General features: G+C 47.4%; 7 protein-coding genes. 5 read left to right on the top strand and 2 right to left on the bottom strand.

What is annotated here, in order from left to right:
- The first annotated feature begins 2 nt into the window (after nucleotides 1-2).
- From ACXAH2_RS05655 to ACXAH2_RS05640, 4 genes are all read left to right on the top strand, one after another.
- Nucleotides 3-1,049 carry an ABC transporter substrate-binding protein gene (locus ACXAH2_RS05655; RefSeq protein WP_475077202.1) on the top strand — a complete coding sequence of 349 codons (1,047 nt, stop codon included), beginning with the start codon at nucleotides 3-5 and terminating at the stop codon, nucleotides 1,047-1,049.
- A 292-nt stretch (nucleotides 1,050-1,341) separates the two neighbouring features.
- Nucleotides 1,342-1,956, top strand: a complete 615-nt coding sequence (locus ACXAH2_RS05650; RefSeq protein WP_475077201.1) for a methylamine utilization protein — start codon at nucleotides 1,342-1,344, stop codon at nucleotides 1,954-1,956.
- A gap of 368 nt (nucleotides 1,957-2,324) precedes the next feature.
- Nucleotides 2,325-3,263: an SPFH domain-containing protein gene (locus ACXAH2_RS05645; protein WP_475077200.1), complete on the top strand. Its 939-nt coding sequence runs from the start codon at nucleotides 2,325-2,327 to the stop codon at nucleotides 3,261-3,263.
- Nucleotides 3,264-3,265: 2 nt separating this feature from the next.
- Complete coding sequence (locus ACXAH2_RS05640; RefSeq protein ID WP_475077199.1) at nucleotides 3,266-3,721, top strand: NfeD family protein; 456 nt, start codon at nucleotides 3,266-3,268, stop codon at nucleotides 3,719-3,721.
- A 96-nt stretch (nucleotides 3,722-3,817) separates the two neighbouring features.
- Here ACXAH2_RS05640 and ACXAH2_RS05635 read toward each other — a convergent pair whose 3' ends face one another.
- On the bottom strand, nucleotides 3,818-4,669 hold the full coding sequence (locus ACXAH2_RS05635; RefSeq protein WP_475077198.1) for a universal stress protein: 852 nt from the start codon (nucleotides 4,667-4,669) through the stop codon (nucleotides 3,818-3,820).
- A gap of 29 nt (nucleotides 4,670-4,698) precedes the next feature.
- Nucleotides 4,699-6,189 (bottom strand): SulP family inorganic anion transporter, encoded by a 1,491-nt coding sequence (locus ACXAH2_RS05630; RefSeq protein ID WP_475077197.1) that lies wholly within the window; start codon nucleotides 6,187-6,189, stop codon nucleotides 4,699-4,701.
- A gap of 355 nt (nucleotides 6,190-6,544) precedes the next feature.
- On the opposite strand from ACXAH2_RS05630, the gene ACXAH2_RS05625 reads away from it, so the two are divergent.
- Nucleotides 6,545-26,872: an Ig-like domain-containing protein gene (locus tag ACXAH2_RS05625; protein WP_475077196.1), complete on the top strand. Its 20,328-nt coding sequence runs from the start codon at nucleotides 6,545-6,547 to the stop codon at nucleotides 26,870-26,872.
- The last annotated feature ends 33 nt before the right edge of the window (nucleotides 26,873-26,905 follow it).

Here is a 26,905-nt window from a genome sequence, read left to right as displayed (position 1 = left end):
TAATGTTAGTTTGGCTGTTATTGTCTTGTTCAACGGTTTTGGCAGAAGCGCCGACGGAGTGGTTCGGAAAAACCAATGCATCGCGCGTTTTGGTGATCAACTCAGCGTTGGATTTAAGCTCATTTGAACCGATTTTACAGCGTTTTGTTGAGCAGTACCCTGACATTCGCGTGGCGTATCGGGATGTGAATACGCTCGAATTGTATTATCTCACTATAGACCAGCAGCCCAACCCAGAAGCCAGTTTGGCGATCAGCAGCGCGATGGATTTGCACTTTAAATTGGTTAATGATGGTTACGCTCAAACCTATGAATCCACCTATACGGAAAATTTGCCCAGCGATTTTAAATGGCGTAATCAGTTGTTTGCTTTTTCGCTTGAGCCGATTGTCATGCTGGTGAACAAAAAAGCCTTTCCGGGACCATTACCACAAGACAGACAATCTCTATTACAGACCATTCGCCAATATGGTCCAGAGATGACCAAACGAATAGGTACCTACGACATTCGCCAAAGTGGTGTTGGTTATTTGCTGGCCAGTCAGGACGCCAGACAAGCGGATTTAACCTGGGGGCGACTATTAGAAGCCTTCGGCAGTCACGATGTGCAAACCTATTGCTGCACTCATAATATTATTGATGATGTGGCCGATGGTAAGTTGGTACTGGGTTATAACTTGCTTGGTTCCTATGCATCGCAAAGAGCAAAAGACGACGATCGACTAGAGATGATTTTGCCCAAAGATTTTACCTTGATGTTGATGCGTGCCGCCTTGATTCCTAAAGGCGCGCCTAATCCGAAGGATGCAGGCTTGTTCATTGACTTCTTATTGTCAGATCAAGCGCAACGTATGATGCAACAACAAGGTCTGCTGTTTCCCATAAGGCCTGATAAACAAAGCAAAGACGATCCATTTGTGGTAAGCGCACCTGGACCAACCGGTATCATCGAGTTGGATCAGCAATTATTGGTGGGGCGAGACCACGCGAAACAACAGCGTTTTATCCGTAATTGGGAAATTGCGTTCGAAATTAATCAGCAGCAATGAGTCGATATGGTTTGGTTGTTTTCTTGATGAGGCTTCGGCTTTCTTTAAAAGGCTTCTGTGTGTTTTGTTTTTCTCCTTTCAGATTGAGTTGGCCATAAATCGGTAACACATTTTTTGTATACCGATGTAAATGCACTCTCTTAGTATCTTGATAAGATAGAATTTTAATGGCATCGCACATGTCACTTTACCTGAAGATTTTTCGTCGGAATTCGATTAGCTTAGGGAACTAATGCAAACTTATGTAGACTGATGCTGTATCTTGAACTTATTTAAAGCAAAAGGGGATTCTATGCGCAATCTGTGGATTGGGGTGGTGCTTTGTTGTCAGGCCGCTCATGCTGAGGTGGCACTGCAAATTTTGGATCAAGATCAACAGCCCGTAGCCGATGCCGTTGTGCTGGTGGCGAATAAGTCGGTGGCAACACCAGCGCAAAACGCCATTATTGATCAAATTGATTCGGCTTTTGTACCCCGTGTGGCGGTGATTCAAAAGGGTCAGTCGATTGGTTTTCCTAATAGTGATGATATTCGTCATCACGTTTACAGCTTCTCAGAACCCAAAAGCTTTGAAATCAAGTTATATAAAGGCTCAGATATTGAGCCTGTAGAATTTGATCAGCCAGGTTTAGTGATTTTAGGCTGCAATATTCATGACGATATGATTGGTTACATTTTAGTTGCGGATAATCAATTTGCCGTAAAAAGTAATAAAAATGGTTGGGTCAATTTGCCCGTAGAAGTTGGTGATGAAATCACCATTTGGAGTGATCGTTTTGTGGCCGGCTTAGAACATAGGCAGACTTTCACTGTCGGGTCGGGCAAGCAACAAAGTGTCAGTTTGGAATTGTATCCAGCTCTTGAGGTGTCAGATCATCAAGGTCATGACACTGTATATGATTGGTAATGTGTTTGGCAGAGTGACGTATTTTTTGGCCGAATAGGAACAGGCAGATAAATTTGCAGATTAGGATACAGCAATGACAATCCAAAAAATTATCATCTTTCCCCCTGATCCGAAACCAGTTTGAGATAGGTTGAATTAAGTCAAAATACTTACAAGTTATTGTTTTATTTTCCATTAAAGTCTCTTTGTGGTTTACATAGCTGGCCTATAGTGTGGTAGCGCGGCATCTAGGATGTTTGTCTATATAAGAAATACATTTGCTTTCTCATGCTGATTTAGTGGTATTGATTCAATGGTTCACTATTTTTGTAGAATCAATACTGGGATTTTAATTGGCCGTTATTGGCTTTAAAAAAGGACCCTACAGGATGGAAATTCTTCTTCATTATGTATTAAGCGTGCAATTTGTTGTATTAATTTTGGCGGTTGTGCTGCTAAAGAGCTCAATAAAATTTGTACCGCAAAACCGCGCTTTTTTGATCGAACGTTTCGGTAAATATCAATCGACAAAAGAAGCGGGTTTAAACTTTATTGTGCCATTTGTTGATCGTGTCGCGGCAGATCGTTCTTTGAAAGAACAAGCGGTTGATGTGCCAGAGCAAAGTGCGATTACTAAAGACAATATTTCACTACACGTTGATGGTGTACTGTATTTCCGTGTTTTGGATCCTTACAAGGCCACTTACGGTGTCGATAACTATGTGTTTGCAGTGACTCAATTGGCGCAAACGACCATGCGTTCAGAGTTGGGTAAAATGGAATTGGATAAAACCTTCGAAGAGCGTGATCAGCTTAATACCAATATCGTGTCGGCAATTAATGAAGCCGCTGGCCCTTGGGGTATTCAGGTATTGCGTTATGAAATCAAAGACATCATTCCACCACATTCTGTTATGGAAGCCATGGAAGCGCAAATGAAGGCCGAGCGTGTTAAGCGTGCGCAGATTTTGGAATCCGAAGGTGATCGTCAAGCCGCCATTAACCGTGCCGAAGGAGAAAAAGCGTCTGTTGTACTAGCGGCGGAAGCGGATAAAGAAGAGCAAGTGTTGCGTGCGGAGGGTGAAGCCAAAGCGATTGTTGCAGTAGCAGAAGCCCAAGCGGAAGCATTGCGTAAAGTGGGTGAAGCCGCGGCGACAGAACAAGGCCAAAAAGCCATTCAATTGGACCTAGCGACCAAGGCAATTGATGCCAAGCGCGCTATTGCTAAAGAATCTTCTGTAGTACTCTTGCCTGATGGCGCAACCGATGCATCCTCATTGGTTGCGCAAGCAACGACTATTATTCAGCAAATGTCTAAAGGTAACTGAAGATGAGTTTTTTCACCGATAATTTGGCTCAAAGCCTGTTGGTTATAGGTTTGATTCTATTGGTGATTGAAGTCGCCGTGTTGGGCTTTGCTACCTTCTTTTTATTCTTCGCTGGTGTCGCTGCCATTGGAACAAGCGTGCTCTTGTATCTTGATGTTATTCCAAACAACTGGCTGAGTTCGTTAATGAGTACTGGTGTATTGACGCTAGTGGCTGCCTTGGGGTTATGGCGTCCATTAAAAGCCATGCAAGCCAATGTGAGCAGTAAAAAGGCGCAAGGAGATTTAGTGGGGCACCAATTTGTACTGCAAGATAGGGTATCAGCAAATGAGTCGCCAAGTTACTCCTACTCAGGGGTGAAATGGCAGTTGGTCAGTCAACAGCCTCTTGACGCGGGTACACGAGTTGAAGTGATTGAAGCAGAAGTGGGTGTCTTTCACATTCAAGCTGTAGATTAAGGTGGCTTGGATTATAAAAAAACCAGACTAAGTGAAAATTTAGTCTGGTTTTTTTTATGTTCATTTCATATTAAGAGAAGAATTCTATCTTTCGCTTTAGCGCAGAATAAGTAACGGAATATTGCTTTCAATGATCATTTTGCTGGTGTTGCTGCCAACAAAGAATTGACGAACTTTAGAATGAGCGTAAGCGCCCATCGCCATTAATTCGATATTGTGATCCTCACGATATTGGGTAAGCACAGGGTAGATCTTACCGGGTAATAGGCTGCTTGTGACCTGAAAGCCTTCTTGTTCTAGATTAATTTGAGCTTGCTCGAGTTTGCTGCTGCGTTCTGGAGTGTCTTCGCCTGCCATCACCAGATGGCAAGGTAGGCCTTGTAATAATGGACTTTTGGCTATGCGAGCAATGGCATTATCAGCCGCTTCGCGACCATCGTATGCGATCATGAAATTTTGTGGTGCTTGAAACTCACCAATAGTGATAAGAATCGGACGATGTTGGCTGCGGGCCACTTTTTCTATATGAGAGCCAATGGTGTGTGCATTCATGGTGTGATTGCTGCCATATCGACCCAGTACGATTAAACGGCTATCTTCTTCTAGCTCGGATAAGCTTTCTGTCAGTTCGCCATGTCGCTGTAGCTGGGATACCTGATTGGCGCCAGAGGACAGAGCAAAAGATTGGGCTTTATCTAGGATGAGTTTGCCATGTTCTAAAGCCAGTTTGGCACGTTTCGCATCCAATTCGACCAGTTCTTCTAATAGGTGTTCACGACTTCCAAAACCAATGGAGCCAGACAAATCCTCATCTGTCCGGCTTTCTTCTTTTTCTAGGGAGTGCAAGAGTATCAGTGGGCAGTGTAATTGTTTTGCCGCCCATACAGAGGCCGCTGTTATGTGTTCTGATAAAGATGAACCATCAATACATGCGATGACATTGCTCATGATTGCACTCCCTTTTTGGGTTTTTATTGTTAGTGGCCACCCATAAGTTTTTCAACTTCTTCTGGATTGTTGTGAACACCAAATTTATCGACCACGGTGGCACTGGCTTCGTTCATGCCGATTAATTCCACTTCTGCGCCTTCACGACGGAACTTAATCACTACCTTATCAAGAGCGGATACGGCTGTGATGTCCCAAAAATGCGCGTCTGATAAATCAATCGTAACCTTTTCAACCGCTTCTTTAAAATCAAATGAGGCATTAAATTGATCTGAAGAAGCAAAAAACACTTGTCCAATAACCTTGTATTTACGATGGGCTTTATGATCACCTTGTTCTTTTTTAACCGCCATAAAGCGACCGATTTTATTGGCAAAGAACATAGCGGCAAGTAGCACACCAACGAATACACCCAGAGCCAAATTGTGTGTATAAACTACGATAGAAACGGTAGCTAGCATGACAATATTAGTCGACATTGGATGGTTTTTCAGATTGATCACAGACTCCCATGAAAAAGTGCCGATGGATACCATGATCATAACGGCAACCAAAGCCGCCATTGGAATTTGACCAATTAGATCGTCTAAGAAAACCACCATGATCAAAAGTAAAAAGCCTGCGATAAACGTAGAGAGTCGACCACGGCCACCAGACTTAACGTTGATAACAGACTGACCAATCATGGCGCAACCCGCCATGCCGCCAAGAAAACCAGAAGCCATGTTGGCAACACCTTGACCTTTGCATTCACGGTTTTTGTCACTGCTTGTATCGGTAAATTCATCGACAATAGTCGCCGTCATCATAGATTCTAATAAGCCCACGACAGAAAGAGCAAGTGAGTAAGGCAATATGATCCATAGGGTGGTTAAATTAAAAGGAACATCTGGCAATAAGAACACTGGTAGGGTGTCTGGTAGCTCGCCCATATCACTTACTGTGCGTATATCCAAACCAACTGTCATGGCGAAGCCAGTTAATAGCAAAATGCAAACAAGTGGAGATGGAATAGTCTTGCCGATAATAGGAATCAAAGGGAATAGGTAAATTATACCCAATCCTACCGCTGTCATGGCATAGACATGCCAAGTAACATTGGTTAGTTCAGGTAACTGCGCCATGAAAATGAGAATGGCTAAGGCATTCACAAAGCCTGTTACTACAGACCTGGATACAAAGCGCATAAGACTGCCGAGTTTCAAGTATCCGGCAATGATCTGAAACACCCCAGTTAACAAGGTCGCAGCGAGCAAGTATTGCAAACCATGATCTTTTACTAAATCTCCCATAAGTACCGCCATGGCAGCGGTCGCAGCGGAAATCATTCCTGGTCGTCCACCAAAGAATGAAATAACCACGGCAATACAGAAGGAAGCGTATAAGCCAACCTTAGGGTCGACCCCTGCAATGATAGAGAATGCAATGGCTTCAGGAATAAGTGCCAAGGCAACTACTGTCCCAGCGAGTGAATCGCCTTTTATATTTGAGAACCAGTCTCGCTTTATCGAATCGATCATGTATTACCTTCTGTCGTATGTATTTAGCAATGAAAGTCTTGCCGCTAAGAGAGACGCCGAGGAGCAGATGAGGTCAAGTTAACCCGTTGTTAAAGCTACTTTTAGTGTCATGAGTAGAAGCCGCTTCAACAAATAAACTTGATGAATATCAGCGTTCAAAATTAGGAGAAATTATAAAGATTTAGCCCATTTAAGGCAATTATAAGCTAATTATAGGATGCTAAAGTTACATAGCGTAACAATTTACTACGAAGACAGTGTCTTGACTGTACCAAGGTACAATAGCGAGCTGACTTTAACTCTTCTATTCTGTAGTTAATCATAAATTTAATCCGTTAGTCACCGGAGATATTACATGAGCGACAATCAAACATCTTTCGCAACGCTTGGTCAGCCTATTGGTGTTATTACACAGTTAACTGGTTCAGTGGTTATTGAATCCATCGATGGCCAAGAGCGCATTGTTAATCTTGGCGATCCTGTTTTTTTTGGCGAACTGATTAAAACCGGTACTAATGCTAGTGTCACTATTTCTTTTGTGGATGGCACAAATGTCTTGATTGGTAATAATGCAATTGTTGAGATAAATGATGAAGTCTACAACTCTGGTGATGCTGAAGACTTGGTTGCCGATTCAGCAACTGATGCGGATGCTCTTCAGGAAGCCATTTTGGCCGGGGAAGACCCAACTTTAATTCAAGAAGCACCTGCCGCAGGTGAAACGATCATTGATCAGCAAGACCGAGTGGATGTTTCCATTGATCGAAATGATAACAGCGCGTTACCTAGCTTTGGAAATGACACCCTAAGCACTTTACCGACCTATGGTTATGATACAAACAACGGTGCTAACAGTTTTATCGTACCAGCATTCGCGAGTCGTTTTGACTCAAACTCTAATGTCGACACTCAAGCTCAAGCGGGTACTGTCACCATAGATAACATTACTCAAGACAATCGGATCAGTGCGCAAGAAGCGGCTGGTAATGTGGCGGTAACGGGGACAGCAACAGGTGGGGATATTTCTCAGGGTGATACCGTTACACTTCAGATTAATGGTCAAACCTATCGCACTCAAGTTGCTGAAAACGGCACTTGGGCTATTGACGTGGCAGGTTCTGATTTTGTGGCAGATAACACGTTTGCTGTGGTGGTGGCTTCCAATGACGGTGCTGGCAATAGTGTTGAATCCATAGGTTCGTTTACCTATACAGTCGACTTGGTTGCAGAAGCGGGTACGGTTACTGTCGATGCGATTACTCAAGACGATGTCATTAACGCCCAAGAAAGCGGCGAAACGATTGCAGTAACAGGTACGGCTTCAGGTGGCGACATTTCCGTTGGCGATGCCGTCACACTTGAGATTAATGGTCAAACATATACTACTCAAGTTACTGAAAATGGCACTTGGACGGTTGACGTGGCGGGTGCTGATCTTGTTGCTGATACCGCGTTTGATGTGGTTGTAACTTCTTCTGACATAGCGGGCAATAGCGTTGAATCCACGGGTTCCTCTACTCATACGGTCGACTTGGTGGCGCAAGCCGGTACGGTGACCGTCAACGCGATTACTCAAGATGATGTGATCAACGCGGCTGAGTCTGAACAAGCCATTGCCGTGTCTGGTACAGCAGAAGGCGGCGACATCGCCGCTGGCGATACCGTGACTCTGGTCATCAATAATACGACTTATACAACACAAGTTGCTGAAAATGGTACTTGGACGGTTGACGTGGCGGGTGCAGATTTGGCTGCAGACACGGCGTTCGATGCGGTTGTGACATCGTCTGATGCCGCGGGCAATACCATTGAATCCACAGTTTCCTCTACTCATACAGTCGATCTTGCTGCGGAAGAAGGCACAGTTACCGTCAACGCGATTACTCAAGATGATGTGATCAGCGCGACTGAGTCTGAACAAGGCATTGCCGTGACGGGGACGGCAGATGGTGTTGATATCTCTGTTGGCGACACTGTGACTCTGGTCATCAACGACAACACTTACACCACGACTGTGAACGAAGATGGCACTTGGACGGTTGACGTGGCGGGTTCTGATTTGGCTGCTGACGCGGCGTTTGATGCGGTTGTCACCTCTTTTGATGCAGCGGGCAATATTGTTGAATCTAGAGTTTCTTCTACTCATACAGTCGATCTTGCTGCGGAAGAGGGCACAGTTACCGTCAACGCGATTACTCAAGATGACGTGATCAATGCGGCTGAGTCTGCACAAACGATTGCAGTGACGGGTACAGCAGAAGGCGGTGACATCGCTAATGGCGATACGGTGACTTTGGTTATTAACGACAACACTTATACCACACAAGTTGCTGAAGATGGCACTTGGTCTGTCGATGTGGCCGGTGCGGACTTGGCTGCAGATACTGCCTTTGATGCAGTGGTTACCTCTTCTGATGCCGCGGGCAATATGGTTGAATCCACAGTTTCCTCAACTCATACGGTCGACTTGGTTGCGCAAGCTGGTACGGTGACCGTAAACAGCATTACAGAAGATGACGTAATTAATGCGCAAGAAAGTGGCGAGACTATTGAGTTAACAGGTACGGCTTCAGGTGGCGACATTTCTGTTGGCGACACCGTGACTCTGGTCATTAACAACACGACTTACACAACACAAGTTGCTGAAAACGGTACTTGGACGGTTGACGTAGCGGGTGCGGACTTGGTAGCAGATACCGCGTTTGATGCGGTTGTGACATCGTCTGATGCCGCGGGTAATACCGTTGAATCCATTGGTTCTTCTACTCATACGGTCGACTTGGTTGCGCAAGCCGGTACGGTGACCGTCAATACGATTACTCAAGATGACGTGATCAACGCGGCTGAGTCTGAACAAACGATTGCCGTGACGGGTACGGCGAATGACGGCGATATTTCAGTTGGCGACACCGTTACTTTGGTCATCAACAACACGACTTACACAACACAAGTTGCTGAAAATGGCACTTGGTCTGTCGATGTGGCAGGTGCTGATCTTGTTGCTGACACAGAATTTGATGCGGTTGTAACCTCGTCTGATGCAGCGGGCAATATTGTTGAATCTAGAGTTTCTTCTACTCATACAGTCGATCTTGCTGCGGAAGAAGGCACAGTTACCGTCAACGCGATTACTCAAGATGATGTGATCAACGCGGCTGAGTCTGAACAAACGATTGCCGTGACGGGTACGGCGAATGGCGGCGATATTTCAGTTGGCGACACCGTGACTCTGGTCATCAACGACAAGACTTACACCACGACTGTGAACGAAGATGGTACTTGGACGGTTGACGTGGCGGGTGCTGATCTTGTTGCTGATACTGCGTTTGATGTGGTTGTGATGTCTTCTGATGCCGCGGGCAATACCGTTGAGTCCACAGTTTCTTCTACTCACACAGTGGATACTGAAGCAACAGCCGGTACAGTTACTGTCAACGCGATTACTCAAGATGATGTGATCAATGCCACTGAAGCAGGACAAACCATCCCTGTAACAGGTACAGCTTCAGGTGGCGACATTTCAGTTGGTGATACCGTGACTTTGGTCATCAACAATACTACTTACACAACACAAGTTGCTGAAAATGGTACTTGGTCTGTGGGTGTGGCGGGTGCTGATCTTGCTGCTGACACGGAATTTGATGTAGTTGTTGCGTCTTCTGACGAGGCGGGCAACACAGTCAATACAAGAGCTTCTTCTGACCATAGCGTTGACCTTGCTGCGGAAGAAGGCACAGTTACTGTTAACAGCATCACGGAAGACGATGTCATTAACGCCCAAGAAAGCGGCGAGACTATTGCGGTAACAGGTAGGGCTTCAGGTGGCGACATTTCCGTTGGCGATACAGTGACTCTGGTCATCAACGACAATACTTACAGCACGACGGTGAACGAAGAAGGTACTTGGACGGTTGACGTAGCGGGCTCTGATTTGGCTGCAGACACGGAATTCGATGCAGTGGTTACGTCTTCAGATGCCGCGGGCAATATCGTTGAATCCAGAGTTTCCTCTACTCATACGGTCGATCTTGCTGCGGAAGAAGGCACAGTTACCGTCAACGCGATTACTCAAGATGATGTGATCAATGCGGCTGAGTCTGAACAAACGATTGCAGTGACGGGTACAGCAGAAGGCGGCGATATTTCCGTTGGCGATACCGTCACGCTTGAAATCAACGACATCACTTACACCACGACTGTGGGCGAAGATGGCACTTGGTCTGTGGATGTGGCAGGTGCAGATCTTGCTGCAGACGCGGCGTTCGATGCGGTTGTCACCTCTTCTGATGCCGCGGGCAACATGGTTGAATCCACAGTTTCTTCTAGTCATACAGTCGATCTTGCTGCGGAAGAAGGCACAGTTACTGTTAACAGCATTACGGAAGACGATGTCATTAACGCCCAAGAAAGCGGCGAAACGATTGCTGTGACGGGTACAGCTTCAGGTGGTGACATTGCCGCTGGCGATACGGTGACTTTGGTCATCAACAACACGACTTACACAACACAAGTTGCTGAAAATGGCACTTGGACGGTTGACGTGGCGGGGGCTGACTTGATGGTGGACACCGCGTTCGATGCAGTTGTGACGTCTTCTGACACAGCAGGTAATATGGTTGAATCCACGGGTTCCTCTACTCACGCAGTGGATACTGAAGCAACAGCCGGTACAGTTACTGTCAACGCGATTACTCAAGATGATGTGATCAATGCCACCGAATCAGGTCAAACCATTCCTGTGACTGGCACGGCGGATGGCGGTGACATTGCCGTTGGCGATACCGTTACTTTGGTCATCAACAATACTACTTACACAACACAAGTTACTGAAAATGGCACTTGGTCTGTCGATGTGGCGGGTGCTGATCTTGTAGCTGATACTGCGTTTGATGTGGTTGTGATGTCTTCTGATGCCGCGGGCAATAGCGTTGAATCCACGGGTTCCTCAACTCATACGGTCGACTTGGTGGCGCAAGTCGGTACGGTGACCGTCAACGCGATTACTCAAGATGATGTGATCAACGCGACTGAGTCTGAACAAACCATTGCCGTGACGGGTACTGCAGAAGGTGGCGACATTGCCGCTGGTGATACTGTTACTCTGGTCATCAACGACATCACTTACACCACGACTGTGGGCGAAGATGGCACTTGGTCTGTCGATGTGGCCGGTGCGGGTTTGGCTGCAGACACGGAATTTGATGCGGTTGTGACATCGTCTGATGCCGCGGGCAATACCATTGAATCCACTGGTTCTTCTACTCATACGGTCGACCTGGTGGCGCAAGCCGGTACGGTGACCGTCAACAACATCACAGAAGATGACGTGATTAATGCGGCTGAGTCTGAACAAACCATTGCCGTGACGGGTACGGCAGAAGGCGGCGACATCGCCGCTGGCGATACCGTCACGCTTGAAATCAACGACATTACTTACACCACGACTGTGGGCGAAGATGGCACTTGGTCTGTCGATGTAGCGGGTGCAGATTTGGCTGCAGACGCGGCGTTCGATGCGGTTGTGACATCGTCTGACACAGCGGGCAATATTGTTGAATCTAGAGTTTCTTCTAGTCATACAGTCGATCTTGCTGCGGAAGAAGGCACAGTTACCGTTAACAGCATCACGGAAGACGATGTCATTAACGCCCAAGAAAGCGGCGAAACGATTGCGGTAACAGGTATGGCTTCGGGTGGCGACATTTCCGTTGGCGACACCGTGACTCTGGTCATCAACAACACGACTTATACAACACAAGTTGCTGAAGATGGCACTTGGTCTGTGGATGTGGCGGGTGCTGATCTGGCTGCAGATACTGCCTTTGATGCGGTGGTTACCTCTTCTGATGCAGTGGGTAATACCGTTGAATCTAGAGTTTCTTCTACTCATACAGTCGATCTTGCAGCGGAAGAAGGCACAGTTACTGTTAACAGCATCACAGAAGACGATGTGATTAATGCGGCTGAGTCTGAGCAAACGATTGCAGTGACGGGTACGGCTTCAGGTGGCGACATTTCCGTTGGCGATACCGTGACTCTGGTCATCAACAATACGACTTACTCAACACAAGTTGCTGAAAACGGTACTTGGACGGTTGACGTAGCGGGTGCGGACTTGGTAGCAGATACCGCGTTTGATGCGGTTGTTTCGTCTTCTGATGCCGCGGGCAATAGTGTTGAATCCACTGGTTCCTCTACTCATACGGTCGACTTGCTAGCGCAAGCCGGTACGGTGACCGTCAACAACATCACGGAAGACGATGTCATTAATGCCCAAGAAAGCGGCGAGACTATTGAGTTAACTGGTACGGCTTCAGGTGGCGACATTTCCGTTGGCGATGCCGTGACTTTGGTTATTAACGACAACACTTACACCACTACTGTGGGCGAAGATGGCACTTGGTCTGTCGATGTGGCTGGTGCGGACTTGGCGGTGGACACCGTGTTCGATGCGGTTGTGACATCGTCTGATGCCGCGGGTAATACTGTTGAATCCATGGGCTCTTCTACTCACACAGTGGATATTGAAGCAACAGCCGGTACGGTGACCGTCAACAACATCACAGAAGACGATGTCATTAACGCACAAGAAAGCGGCGAAATGATTGCGGTAACAGGTATGGCTTCAGGCGGCGACATCGCCGCTGGCGATACTGTGACTCTGGTCATCAACAACACGACTTACACAACACAAGTGACTGAAAATGGCACTTGGACGGTTGACGTGGCCGGTGCGGACTTGGCTGCTGACACGGAATTTGATGCGGTTGTCACATCGTCTGATGAAGCAGGTAACACAGTCAATACTATCGTTTCTTCTACTCATACAGTCGATCTTGCTGCGCAAGCCGGTACGGTGACCGTTAACGCGATTAGTCAAGATGACGTGATCAATGCGGCTGAGTCTGAACAAACGATTGCTGTTACGGGGACAGCTTCAGGTGGCGACATTTCCGTTGGTGACACCGTCACACTTGAGATTAATGGTCAAACCTATACCACTCAGGTTGCAGAAAACGGTACTTGGACAGTTGACGTGGCGGGTGCTGATCTTGCTGAAGACACAGAATTTGATGCGCTTGTAACGTCTTCTGATGCCGCAGGCAATAGCGTGGAATCCATAGGTTCCTCTACTCATACGGTCGACTTGACGGCGCAAGCCGGTACGGTAACGGTCGGTGTCATTACTCAAGACGATGTGATCAATGCGGCTGAGTCTGAGCAAACGATTCCAGTAACGGGAACAGCCTCAGGCGGTGATATTTCCGTTGGCGACACCGTCACACTTGAGATTAATGGTCAAACTTATACCACTCAAGTGGCTGAAAATGGCACTTGGACGGTTGATGTAGCGGGTGCTGATCTTGCTGCTGATACTAACTTCGATGCGGTTGTGATGTCTTCTGATGCAGTGGGTAATAGCGTTGAATCCATAGGTGCCTCTACTCACATGGTGGATACTGAAGCAACAGCCGGTACGGTGATCGTTAACAACATCACCGAAGATGACGTGATCAATGCGGCTGAGTCAGAACAAAGCATCGCCGTGTCTGGTACCGCAACAGGTGGCGACATTGCCGCTGGCGATACCGTGACTTTGGTCATTAACAACAATACTTACACCACGATGGTGGGCGAAGATGGTTCTTGGGCTGTTGACGTGGCGGGTTCTGACTTGGCGGCAGACACGGAATTTGATGCGGTTGTGACCTCTTCTGATACAGCGGGCAATACCGTTGATTCCATAGGTGCCTCTACTCACACGGTGGATACTGAAGCAACAGCGGGTACGGTGACCGTTAACAACATCACCGAAGATGACGTGATCAATGCGGCTGAGTCTGAACAGACTATCGCCGTGTCTGGTACCGCAACAAGTGGCGACATTGCCACTGGCGATACGGTCACACTTGAGATTAATGGTCAAACCTATACCACTCAAGTTGCTGAAAACGGCACTTGGTCTGTCGATGTAGCGGGAGCTGATCTTGCTGCAGAAAGCGCGTTTGATGCGGTTGTGACATCGTCTGATGCAGCAGGTAACACTGTTGAATCCATAGCTGCCTCTACTCATACGGTCGACTTGGCTGCACAAGCCGGTACCGTGACGGTTGATGCGATTACTCAAGACGATGTGATCAACGCTTCTGAAGCAGGGCAAACCATCCCTGTGGCGGGTACGGCATCCGGTGGCGACATTGCCGCTGGCGATACCGTCACACTTGAGATTAATGGTCAAACCTATACCACTCAAGTTGCTGCAAACGGCACTTGGACGGTTAACGTAGCGGGTTCTGATCTTGTTGCTGACACGGAATTTGAGGCGCTTGTTACCTCGTCTGACGCAGCAGGTAACACTGTTGAATCCACTGGTTCCTCTACTCATACGGTCGACTTGGTGGCGCAAGCCGGAACGGTGACGGTCGATGCAATTACCCAAGACGATTTGATCAACGCGGCTGAAGCAAGTCAAACCATCCCTGTGACAGGTACAGCAATGGGCGGTGATATCTCTGCTGGCGATATGGTTACTCTGGTCATCAACAACACTGCTTACAGAACACAAGTGACTGAAAATGGTACTTGGACGGTTGACGTATCGGGTGCGGATTTGGCTGCTGACGCAGAATTTGATGCGGTTGTCAGATCGTTTGATGCAGCGGGTAACAGGGTTGAATCCATAGCTTCTTCTACTCACACGGTGGATACTGAAGCCATGGCGGGTACGGTGACTGTCAACAATATTACTGAAGACGATGTCATTAACGCCCAAGAAAGCGGTGAAACTATAGTGGTAACAGGTACGGCATCCGGTGGCGACATTTCCATTGGCGATACCGTCACACTTGAGATTAATGGTCAAACCTACACCACTCAAGTTGCTGAAAACGGCACTTGGACGGTTGACGTGGCGGGTGCTGATTTGGCTGTAGACACGGAATTTGATGCGGTTGTCACATCGTTTGATGCCGTAAGCAATAGAGTTGAATCCATCGGTTCCTCTACTCATACAGTCGACTTGGCTGCGCAAGCCGGTACGGTGACGGTCGGTGCCATTACTCAAGATGACGTGATTAATGCGGCTGAGTCTGAACAAACCATCGCCGTGTCTGGTACCGCAACAGGTGGCGACATTGCCGCTGGCGATACCGTCACACTTGAGATTAATGGTCAAATCTATACCACTCAAGTGGCTGAAAACGGCACTTGGACGGTTGATGTAGCGGGTGCTGATTTGGCTGCTGACACGGAATTTGATGCGGTTGTGATGTCTTCTGATGTCGCTGGCAATACCGTTGCAACCACGGGTTCTTCTACTCACACGGTGGATACTGAAGCAACAGCGGGTACGGTGACCGTTAACAACATCACAGAAGATGATGTGATCAATGCGGCTGAGTCTGAACAAACCATTTCTGTAACAGGTACGGCTTCTGGAGGCGATATTTCCGTTGGCGATACCGTGACTTTGGTCATCAATAATATTACTTACTCAACACAAGTGACTGAAAATGGCACTTGGACTGTCGATGTGGCGGGTGCTGATTTGGCCGCAGATACTGAGTTTGATGTAGTTGTTTCGTCGTCTGATGTAGTGGGCAATACCGTTGAATCCACGGGTTCCTCTACTCACACGGTGGATACTGAAGCAACAGCCGGTACAGTGATGGTCGGCACGATTACTCAAGACGATGTGATCAATGCGGCTGAGGCCGGTCAAACCATCCTTGTGACAGGGACGGCATCCGGTGGCGACATTTCCGTTGGCGATACGGTTACTCTGGTCATCAACAACTCTGAATATACTACCACTGTGAACCAAGACGGTACTTGGTCGGTTGACGTGGCGGGTGCGGATTTGGCTGCAGATACTGCCTTTGATGCGCTTGTGACATCGTTTGATGCAGCGGGCAATCGGGTAGAATCCACAGGTTCTTCTACTCATGAGGTCGACTTGGTTGCGCAAGCCGGTACGGTGACCATTAACGCGATTACTCAAGATGATGTGATCAACGCGGCTGAGGCTGAACAAACCATCGCCGTGTCTGGTACCGCAACAGGTGGCGACATTGCCGCTGGGGATACCGTCACACTTGAGATTAATGGTCAAACTTATACTACTCAAGTGGCTGAAAACGGCACTTGGACTGTTAATGTGGCGGGTGCGGATTTGGTAGCGGATACTGAGTTTGATGCGGTTGTGACGTCTTCTGACAATGCGGGCAATGCCGTTGAATCCATAGGTGCCTCTACTCACACAGTCGATACTGAAGCAACAGCGGGTACAGTTACTGTTAACGCGATTACTCAAGATGACGTGATTAATGCGGCTGAGGCTGAACAAAGCATTGCTGTGACGGGTACCGCTTCAGGTGGCGACATTGCCGTTGGCGACACCGTGACTTTGGTTATCAACAACTCTGAATACACTACAAGAGTGAACGAAGACGGTACTTGGTCAGTCGATGTCGCGGGTGCGGACTTGGTAGCGGATACCGCCTTTGATGCGGTTGTGACATCGTCTGATGCGGCGGGTAATAGAGTAGAATCCACTGCTTCCTCTACTCACACGGTGGATACTGAAGCGACAGCCGGTACGGTGACCGTCAACAACATCACAGAAGATGACGTGATTAATGCGGCTGAGTCTGAACAAACCATTGCTGTGACAGGTACAGCCTCAGGTGGCGACATTTCCGTTGGCGACATCGTGACTCTGGTCATCAACAACTCTGAATACACTACCACGGTGAACCAAGACGGTACTTGGGCTGTTGACGTGGCGGGGGCTGACTTGGCTGCTGACACGGCGTTCGCTGCGGTTGTGACGTCTTCTGACGATGCAGGCAATACCGTTGAATCTAGAGGTTCCTCTACTCACACGGTGGATACTGAAGCCATGGCGGGTACAGTTACTGTCAACAGTATTACTCAAGATAACGTGATCAATGCGGCTGAGTCTGAACAAACCATCCCTGTGACAGGTACGGCTTCTGGTGGCGACATTTCCGTTGGCGATACCGTGACTCTGGTCATCAACAACACGATTTACACAACACAAGTTTCTGAAAATGGCACTTGGACGGTTGACGTGGCGGGTTCTGACTTGGCGGTGGATACCACATTTGATGCGGTTGTGACGTCTTCTGACACAGCAGGCAATACCGTTGAATCTATAGGTTCCTCTATTCACTCGGTGGATACTGAAGCAACAGCGGGTACCGTGACCGTTAACGCAATTACTCAAGATGACGTGATCAATGCGGCTGAGGCTGAACAAACCATCGCTGTGACAGGTACAGCTTTAGGTGGTGACATTGCCGTTGGCGACGCCATCACACTTGAGATTAATGGTCAAACCTATACCACTCAAGTGGCTGAAAATGGCGCTTGGACGGTTGACGTGGCGGGGGCTGATTTGGCTGCAGACACGGAATTCAATGTGGTTGTTACCTCGTTTGACACAGCAGGCAATAGGGTTGAATCCATAGGTTCTTCAACTCACGCGGTGGATACTGAAGCAACAGCGGGTACGGTGACTGTTAACAACATCACCGAAGATGATGTGATCAATGCGGCTGAGTCTGAACAAACCATCTCTGTGACAGGTACTGCTTCAGGTGGCAATATTTCCGTTGGTGACACCGTGACCCTGGTCATTAACGACAACACTTACACCACGATGGTGGGCGAAGATGGTTCTTGGACGGTTGATGTGGCAGGTTCTGACTTGGCTGCAGACACGCAATTCGATGCGGTTGTGACGTCTTCTGACACAGCAGGCAATAGGGTTGAATCCATCGGTTCCTCTACTCACACGGTGGATACTGAAGCAACAGCGGGTACGGTGACTGTTAACGCGATTACTCAAGATGACGTGATTAATGCGGCTGAGTCTGAACAAACCATCCCTGTAACAGGTACGGCTTCTGGTGGCGATATCTCAATTGGCGACACCGTGACTCTGGTCATCAACGACATTACTTACACAACGCAAGTTGCTGAAAACGGCACTTGGTCTGTTGACGTATCGGGTTCTGATTTGGCGGTGGATACCAGGTTCGATGCGGTTGTAACCTCGTCTGATGCAGCGGGCAATAGCATTGAATCCATAGGCTCTTCTACTCATACGGTTGACTTGATTGTGGAAGCCGGTACGGTGACGATCGGTGCGATTACTCAAGACGATGTGATCAACGCGGCTGAGTCTGAGCAAACGATTGCAGTGACAGGTACGGCGGGAGGTGGTGACATCAGCGCTGGAGACACAGTTACGCTTGAAATCAACGATACTATTTACACAACGACTGTTGCTGAAAACGGCACTTGGACTGTTAATGTGGCCGGTGCGGACTTGGTAGCGGATACTGAGTTTGATGCGGTTGTGACGTCTTCTGACCCAGCAGGTAACACTGTTGAATCCACTGCTTCCTCTACTCACATGGTGGATACTGAAGCGACAGCCGGTACGGTGACTGTTAACGCGATTACTCAAGATGACGTGATTAATGCGGCTGAGTCCGCACAAACGATTACCGTGACGGGCACCGCGGATAGCGGCGACATCGCCGTTGGCGATACCGTAACACTTGAGATTAATAGTCAAACCTATACCACTCAAGTGGCTGAAAATGGCACATGGACGGTTGACGTAGCGGGTGCTGATCTTGCTGCCGATACTAACTTTGATGCGGTTGTCACGTCTTTTGATGCAGCAGGTAATAGGGTTGAATCCATAGCTTCCTCTACTCACACTGTCGATACTGAAGCAACAGCCGGTATTGTAATGGTCGCTACGATTACTCAAGACGATGTGATTAATGCTACTGAAGCAGGTCAAACCATCTCTGTGACAGGGACGGCGGAAGGTGGTGACATAATAGAAGGCGACACAGTTACACTTGAGATTAATGGCCAAACCTATACCACTCAAGTTACTGAAAACGGTACTTGGGCGGTTGATGTGGCGGGTGCTGATTTGGCTGCTGACACGCAATTCGATGCGCTTGTGACGTCTTTTGACGATGCAGGCAATAGGGTGGAATCCACTGGTTCCTCTACTCATACGGTCGACTTGGTGGCACAAGCCGGTACGGTGACGGTCGATGCGATTACTCGAGATGATGTGATCAATGCGACTGAAGCAGGTCGAACCATTGCTGTGACAGGTACAGCGGAAGGCGGCGACATCTCAGTTGGCGATACCGTCACACTTGAGATTAATGGTCAAACTTATACCACTCAAGTAGTTGCAAACGGCACTTGGACGGTTGACGTAGCAGGTTCTGATCTTGTTGCAGATACTGCCTTTGATGTGGTTGTGGCCTCCAATGATGATGCGGGCAATGCCGTTGAATCCATAGGGTTCTCTACTCATACAGTGGATTTGGTTGCGCAAGCTGGTACTGTGACGATCGATGCGATTACTCAAGATGACTTGATCAATGCGGCTGAAGCAGCTCAAACTATCCCTGTGACAGGTACGGCAGAAGGTGGTGACATCAGCGCTGGTGACACCGTCAGACTTGAGATTAATGGTCAAACCTATACCACAAAAGTGGCTGAAAACGGCACTTGGTCTGTTGATGTAGCGGGTGCTGATTTGGCTGCTGACACGGAATTTGATGCGGTTGTGACATCGTCTGATGCCGCTGGTAATAGGGTGGAATCCACAGGTTCTTCTACTCATACAGTCGACTTGGTGGCACAAGCCGGTACGGTGGCCGTTAACGCGATTACTCAAGACGATGTGATTAATGCGACTGAAGCAGGTCAAACCATCCCTGTGACAGGAACGGCTTCAGGTGGCGACATCGCTGCGGGCGATACGGTTACTCTGGTGATCAACAACACGACTTACACATCGCAAGTTGCTGAAAACGGCACTTGGACGGTTGACGTAGCAGGTGCGGATCTTGTTGCTGACACGGAATTTGATGCGGTTGTTTTGTCGTCTGATGCAGTCAGTAATAGGGTTGAATCCATTGGTTCCTCTTCTCATACAGTCGACTTGGCGGCGCAAGCCGGTACGGTGACGGTTGGTGCCATTACTCAAGACGATGTGATCAATGCGGCTGAGTCTGACCAAACGATTGCAGTGACGGGTACAGCGGAAGGCGGTGACATTTCAATTGGCGATACCGTGACACTGGTCATCAACAACTCTACTTACACAACACAAGTGACTGAAAATGGCACTTGGTCTGTTGATGTGGCGGGTGCTGATCTTGCTGCCGATACTAACTTCGATGCGGTTGTCACATCTTCTGATGCAGCGGGTAATACCGTTGAATCCACGGGTTCCTCTACTCACATGGTGGATATTGAAGCCACGGCGGGTACGGTGATCGTTAACAACATCACCGAAGATGACGTGATCAATGCGGCTGAGTCTGAGCAAACGATTTCTGTGACGGGTACGGCTTCAGGCGGTGACATTTCTGTTGGCGATATGGTGACTTTGATCATCAACAACTCTGAATACATCACCACTGTGAATCAAGACGGCACTTGGTCTGTTGATGTAGCGGGTGCGGATCTTGTTGCTGACACGGAATTTGATGCGGTTGTAACCTCGTCTGACGCAGCGGGCAATGTCGTTGAATCCATCGGTTCCTCTGCTCATACGGTCGATTTGGTTGTGGAAGCCGGAACGGTGACGGTCGGTGCGATTACTCAAGATGACGTGATCAATGCGGCTGAGTCTGAACAAACGATTGCGGTGACAGGTACGGCTTCAGGTGGCGACATCTCCGTTGGCGACACTGTCACACTTGAGATTAATGGTCAAACCTATACCACTCAAGTTGTTGGAAACGGCACTTGGACGGTTGACGTAGCAGGTTCTGATCTTGTTGCTGACACGGAATTTGATGCGCTTGTCACCTCGTCTGACGCAGCGGGCAATAGCGTTGAATCCATCGGTTCCTCTACTCATGCGGTCGACTTGGTGGCGCAAGCCGGTACGGTGACGGTTGGTGGGATCACTCAGGATGACGTAATCAATGCCGCTGAGTCTGAACAAAGGATTGCGGTAACAGGCACGGCGGAAGGCGGCGACATTTCCGTTGGCGATACGGTGACTTTGGTCATCAACAACTCTGAATACACCACCACTGTGAAGCAAGACGGTACTTGGAGTGTTGACGTAGCGGGTTCTGATCTTGCGGTGGACACGGCGTTCGCTGCAGTGGTTAGCTCAAGTGATGCGGCAGGCAATACCGTCGAGTCCACGGGTTACTCAACTCATACGGTTGATACAGAAGCTTCTGACTCTCCAGTGATCACCAGTATTACAGATGACTCGGTTGACTCTGATTACTCTACTGTCACCCTTCACGGTACTGGTGAACCTGGAAATACAATAACTTTGTATGTTATTGCTGGCTCTACTACTGGGGGAATTGATACTCAGACTGGCGAATACAAGGCAGTTGACGGTGTCACAGTAACAGTTGATGAGGATGGTAATTGGTCTTTAGATGTATCGAACCTTGAAGACGTACCTGTGAACGATAACGAGTTGTTTAAAGTTACACAGACAGATAGCGCAGGTAACGAAAGTGGCGATTCAAACGTTGCCCATTACTGGCATGGTAGCTGGTCTGCTATTGGTACCGAAGCGGGCGATGATTATGTTCTACTTGGCGAAGGCAATGATTATGTCCAAATTAGTGCCGATGATACCAATGATGCCTTGACCCTTGATGGCGGTGCAGGAACGGATACCGCCAAGTTTGCTAACCTTTCTGTCGATAACGCAACTATTACACGAGATGCCAATGGAAATGTATTAATTGTGGATTCGTCAACATCTGACGTTGTACTACTAGTTGACTTCGAGAATGTAACGATTGAAGGCACAAGATACAGCCTTGATGAGTTGTTTACTCCTACTGTTGAAATCACCGAAGACGCTAACAATGACGGCTACATCAGCTCTGCTGAGCTTTCTGGTGACATCAATGTTTCAGTAACGCTTCCAATTGGTGCTAACGAAGGTGATTCGTTAACCATAAATGGCACAGTTACTGTGCTTACAGCGGCACATATTGCGGCAGGTATCGTACTAACAACAGTTGCCGCTCCCGCTGAGGGTGAAACCTTAACGGTAGAAGCCTCTATATCTGATACCAATGGCAACACTTCTTCTACCAGCCAAGATACTGCTGTTATCGATACAATGGTTGGTCAGCCAACCATCAGTTTGGATGCGCAGAGTGATACCGGGCGTTCCTCTAGTGATGGCGTTACGAATGACTCCACTCCAACTTTCACAATAGGAAATGTTGATAGCAACGTGTCTTCTGTAGAAGTCTTCGATGGAGCCAACAAGCTAGGAGATGCTCAGCTTGTTAATGGCGAGTGGACGTTTACGGTTAGTTCTGAATTGGTTGATGGCGACCATGCCATGACTGTTGTGGTAACAGATGTGCTAGGCAATACCTCAACCTCTACTGAACTTGATATCGAAATCGGAACTGTGACAGCTCTCGATGACACAGCCAGGGTTGAAGAGGACAATTCAGTTACCATTGATGTTCTTGCTAATGACAGTGATGTAGACGGAGATGATCTTTCTATTCAGTCCATTGAGGTCACTTCTGGTCAAGGAACAGTGGAGGTTGTTGACGGTAAAGTGGTATTTACACCGGCTGATAATTATAACGGTGAAGTCACTATTAGTTACGTTACAACGGATGGCAATGGCCAAGAAGCTACGGCAGAAGTAACGGTTGATGTGGCTGCTGTTGATGATGCTTCTATCCTTGAAGGAGACTCTGGGTCCACTAGTGAGGACACTCCGCTAACCGTCAGTGCTGAAAATGGAGTGTTAGCTAATGACAGTGATATAGACTCAGAACTTGCTGTTGCTAGCTTCTCTGTGGATGCTCAAACAGCAAATGCAGGGTCTTCAATCACTATTAGCGGTGTGGGCGTGCTGACGATTGAGGCGACGGGGGCATACGAATTTGTTCCAGCTGATGATTGGTCAGGTACGGTTCCTCAAGTCACTTACACTACGAATACGGGCCAAGAGTCAACCCTTGATCTAAGTGTTGCAGCCGTTGCGGATATGCCAACGCTGTCCGTAACGTTAGGAGATGAATCGACGCAAGATACTGTCATTGAAGGTAATGACATATCTGACTTGGGCCGTGATGAAACGTCTAGCGTGAGTGCTACTCGTGAATTCGATTTTGGCGCTGAGAACGCCGGTAAAACGATTACTTTATCGTTTGACTCTGTTGTCACAGGAACTTGGGACCCAAGTTACGCCAGAGATGCGGATAGTTACAATGTATCTGCGAATGGTGAGTTGCTTGAAAGCTTTGATTATGACCTAGAAGGTGGAAGCCAGTCCCAGTCAAATAGTTATACTGTGACGCTTGATGGTAATGGTATAGCAACCGTTACTTTCGAAGCTGATACGACGGGTACTGATGAAGAGCTTGACGTTTCCAACATAGTCGCGACACTTGAGGCGGCCGTAATCGTTCGCGATTTAAACATTGCCGCTAACCAGACGGATTCTGACGGTAGTGAAACCTTGACATACACGGTTTCATCTTTGCCTGACGGTGCTTCACTCAGAGACAGTGAAGGTAACTCAGTATCTGCGAACGAAGATGGAAGTTATTCTTTGACAGAAAGCCAAGTTGATGGGTTGCAGCTAGTTACAACAGATGCAGTGGATGATGACTTTGATATTGCTGTAACAATAACCAGTTCCGAAGCGACTACCAGTGAGACAGTTACAGAGACAGTTACCGTTGATATAGATAATGAAACGATCTTAGTCTTGAATGCTGCATCAGTAACAGAAGATTCAACAGTAGCAGGTGATACGGTCGCGATCTTCACAGTCTCTGATGAAGACGACACGGTTACAGTTGACTTCACAGCAGGTACAAATGGTGATGGTTATTACGCCATAGACGGAACAAGCGTTGTCTTGACGGTAGCGGGTGAAGCGTACCTAGATGCGGGTAACGAACTGCCAGAGATCAGCCTAACCACAAGTGGTTCTGATACCGTTAAGATAGCGACTGCCACACCTAATACGAATCTCGTTAATGATGCCGCTGAACTTAGCCTTGGCAATAATGGTGAAGTGTCAGTATCTGAAGAAGGCTTGTCAGCAGGCAATGTAGATACGTCGGGTAGCTCAGATTCGACCAATGCCATTACTGCTTCTGGAACATTTTCTGTATCTGACGAAGATGGGGATTCCTTGACTATCTCTCTCGTCGCGCCAACAGCTTCTTATACATCAAATGGCGAAACCATTGTGTGGAGTACAAACGACGATGGAAATCTTGTTGGTACCGCAAATGGCGAGACGATAGTAACGGTTTCTCTTGGTGAGGTAACAAACGGCTCAGGAAGCTATACGGTTACTTTGTCTGGACCACTAGATCATTCAGATACGTCTTCTGAAGATGTTGAGAGCATTCAATTTGGTATCACGGTATCTGATGGTACAGAGTCAACAACTGAAAACATCACGGTGAATATTGAGGATGATTCCCCTGATAGCGTAACAATGACAGCGTCTCTGGAGTTGGGAAGTTCTTCAGTAACGGGAGTGTCTACTTTCTCAGTATCGTCAATCGAAGGTGGGTTTGAGTCTACACAGTTTACTAGTGGAAATAAGTCTAATACATCCGAACTAGACAGTGATAATGACAGCCTCATAGATGAGATTGAATGGAATGACCAAAGTAATAAAGGTGGTCCTAGTGGTTATCAACTGTCTGATGAATCAAGCATTTCTAATGTTTCGGTAGACAGTCATTTCGTAATTGGATTATTTACTCACGAAAATGAGAAAGTTAACACCATTTATGAGACCTTAGATAGCACTAGGTTGACCTATACTTTCGACGTTGAAATAGATGGCGAAACTAAGACAGTGACCTTGTCGGTAGATTTGGATCACGATGAAACAACGAATAATGGTAACGGCAACGACCATAAGAGCGATGATACTGTCACCATGGGCACACTTCCTTCGACAGAGATAGAAGTGAACGGAGTTACCTATAAAGTTTCTTTAGCTGGCTTTATGGATTCTTCAAATAATGTTGTTACGTCATTGTCTACAGAGGAAGAGAGTTCTCAAACAGTCTCTATAGTCGCCTCTATTACGGCAGTTTCGTCTGATACTAGTAATGACACTCTTACTGGAACGCTTACTGTCGATGGGGGGGCTGAAGGCGGAGTTGTGACGGCAGCAACCACAGAGGATGCCAATGGAAGCTTGGTGGTAACTTCGGATGGTAGTTACACTTATACTCCAAGCGAAACGTTAGCGTCCTCTTTAGAGTCTGGTGAGAGTACAACGGTTACCTATAGTTATAGTGTGGTTGATTCAGATGGTGATACGTCCACTAATACCTTGGAGATAACTGTAACAGGTTCAGGCTCTGAAACCTCTACAGTGTCGGGTTTGTCTGCTGAGTTCTACAATTACAGTAGCACTTCAGGTGATGGTGTTTGGGGGAATATTGATAATATTACAGAAGCTTTGCGTGTTATCGACAATGCTGATTCTCCGAATGCTACCTTTACTGCAACTGAGGTGAATTATACTGCAGGAAGCGGTAATAGTGACTTAGGCATGCATGATCACCTTGAGGACTTTATTGGCGATGATGCTAGCTCTTTGACCTACATTAACCAACGAAGTACTGACGATTCTGTAATGAAGTTATCTGGCTCTGTTACATTGGATGCTGGTACATATAGGTTCAAAATTACTGCTGATGATGGTTATCAGATTAAGATTGATGGAGAGGTTGTTGCGGAATACGCTTATAATCAGGGCACGACAACTCGCTATGCAACATTTGAGATAGATGAGAGTGGAAGCCATGACATTGAAATCGTTTATTGGGATCAATATGGTGGACATCAGTTTACTGTGTCGTTAGCGGATGATTCGGGCGTCTACTCTTACCTAGGAAGTGATGCGTACCCAACGTCACATATTTCTTCGCCATCTTCTGAAACGGATACGGTTACGTCTACAGGTGTGGATGGAACTGAGGTGGATTCTCTACAAGATCGTATTGACGAGATTGATGATATAGATCGTGTTCAATCTTGGAGCGGTTCGTTACAAGGAACGGATAAAGATGAAGATCTGCGCGGTCACGGTGGAGATGAGTGGAGTTCCAGAGACACTATTGACGGTGGTGCGGGTGATGATGTGTTGATTGGTGGCAATAATCAAGACACATTAATCGGTGGAGAGGGTGATGACTACTTGTTGGGTGGATTGACCTCAGGAGAAGACTGGGCGACTGATACTTTAACCGGTGGAGAAGGGGATGATATCTTTATCTTGACGGATCATGGCCAAGCGAATGGCTGGAACTCTTGGGCCGATGATGTCATTACTGATTTTAATGCTGCTGACGATTCATTGGATCTGACTGATATTCTCGATGGAATGAGTGATGCGCCAGATAGTGATGCGGATAAAGACGCTATCGCAGAGTTTTTGAATCAGCATGTCAGTATTGAAGAGGGTGCTGTGAAGATAGATGGTAATGATGTAGCGACATTTGGAGATAATTCTGACTTTGATTCTAACCAAGATGGTTCGGTTAACACGAATGACTCTGTAACCATTATTTTCAATGATCAGGAGTACATTATTAATGTTGATGGCTAGGTCATCCCATTGAATATAAAGCTGGTGATCGAA

Source organism: Marinomonas sp. ABL3_031, from assembly GCF_056161265.1.
The sequence above is the reverse complement of the archived record's forward strand: the minus strand, read 5'-3'. Positions and strand labels throughout refer to the sequence as shown.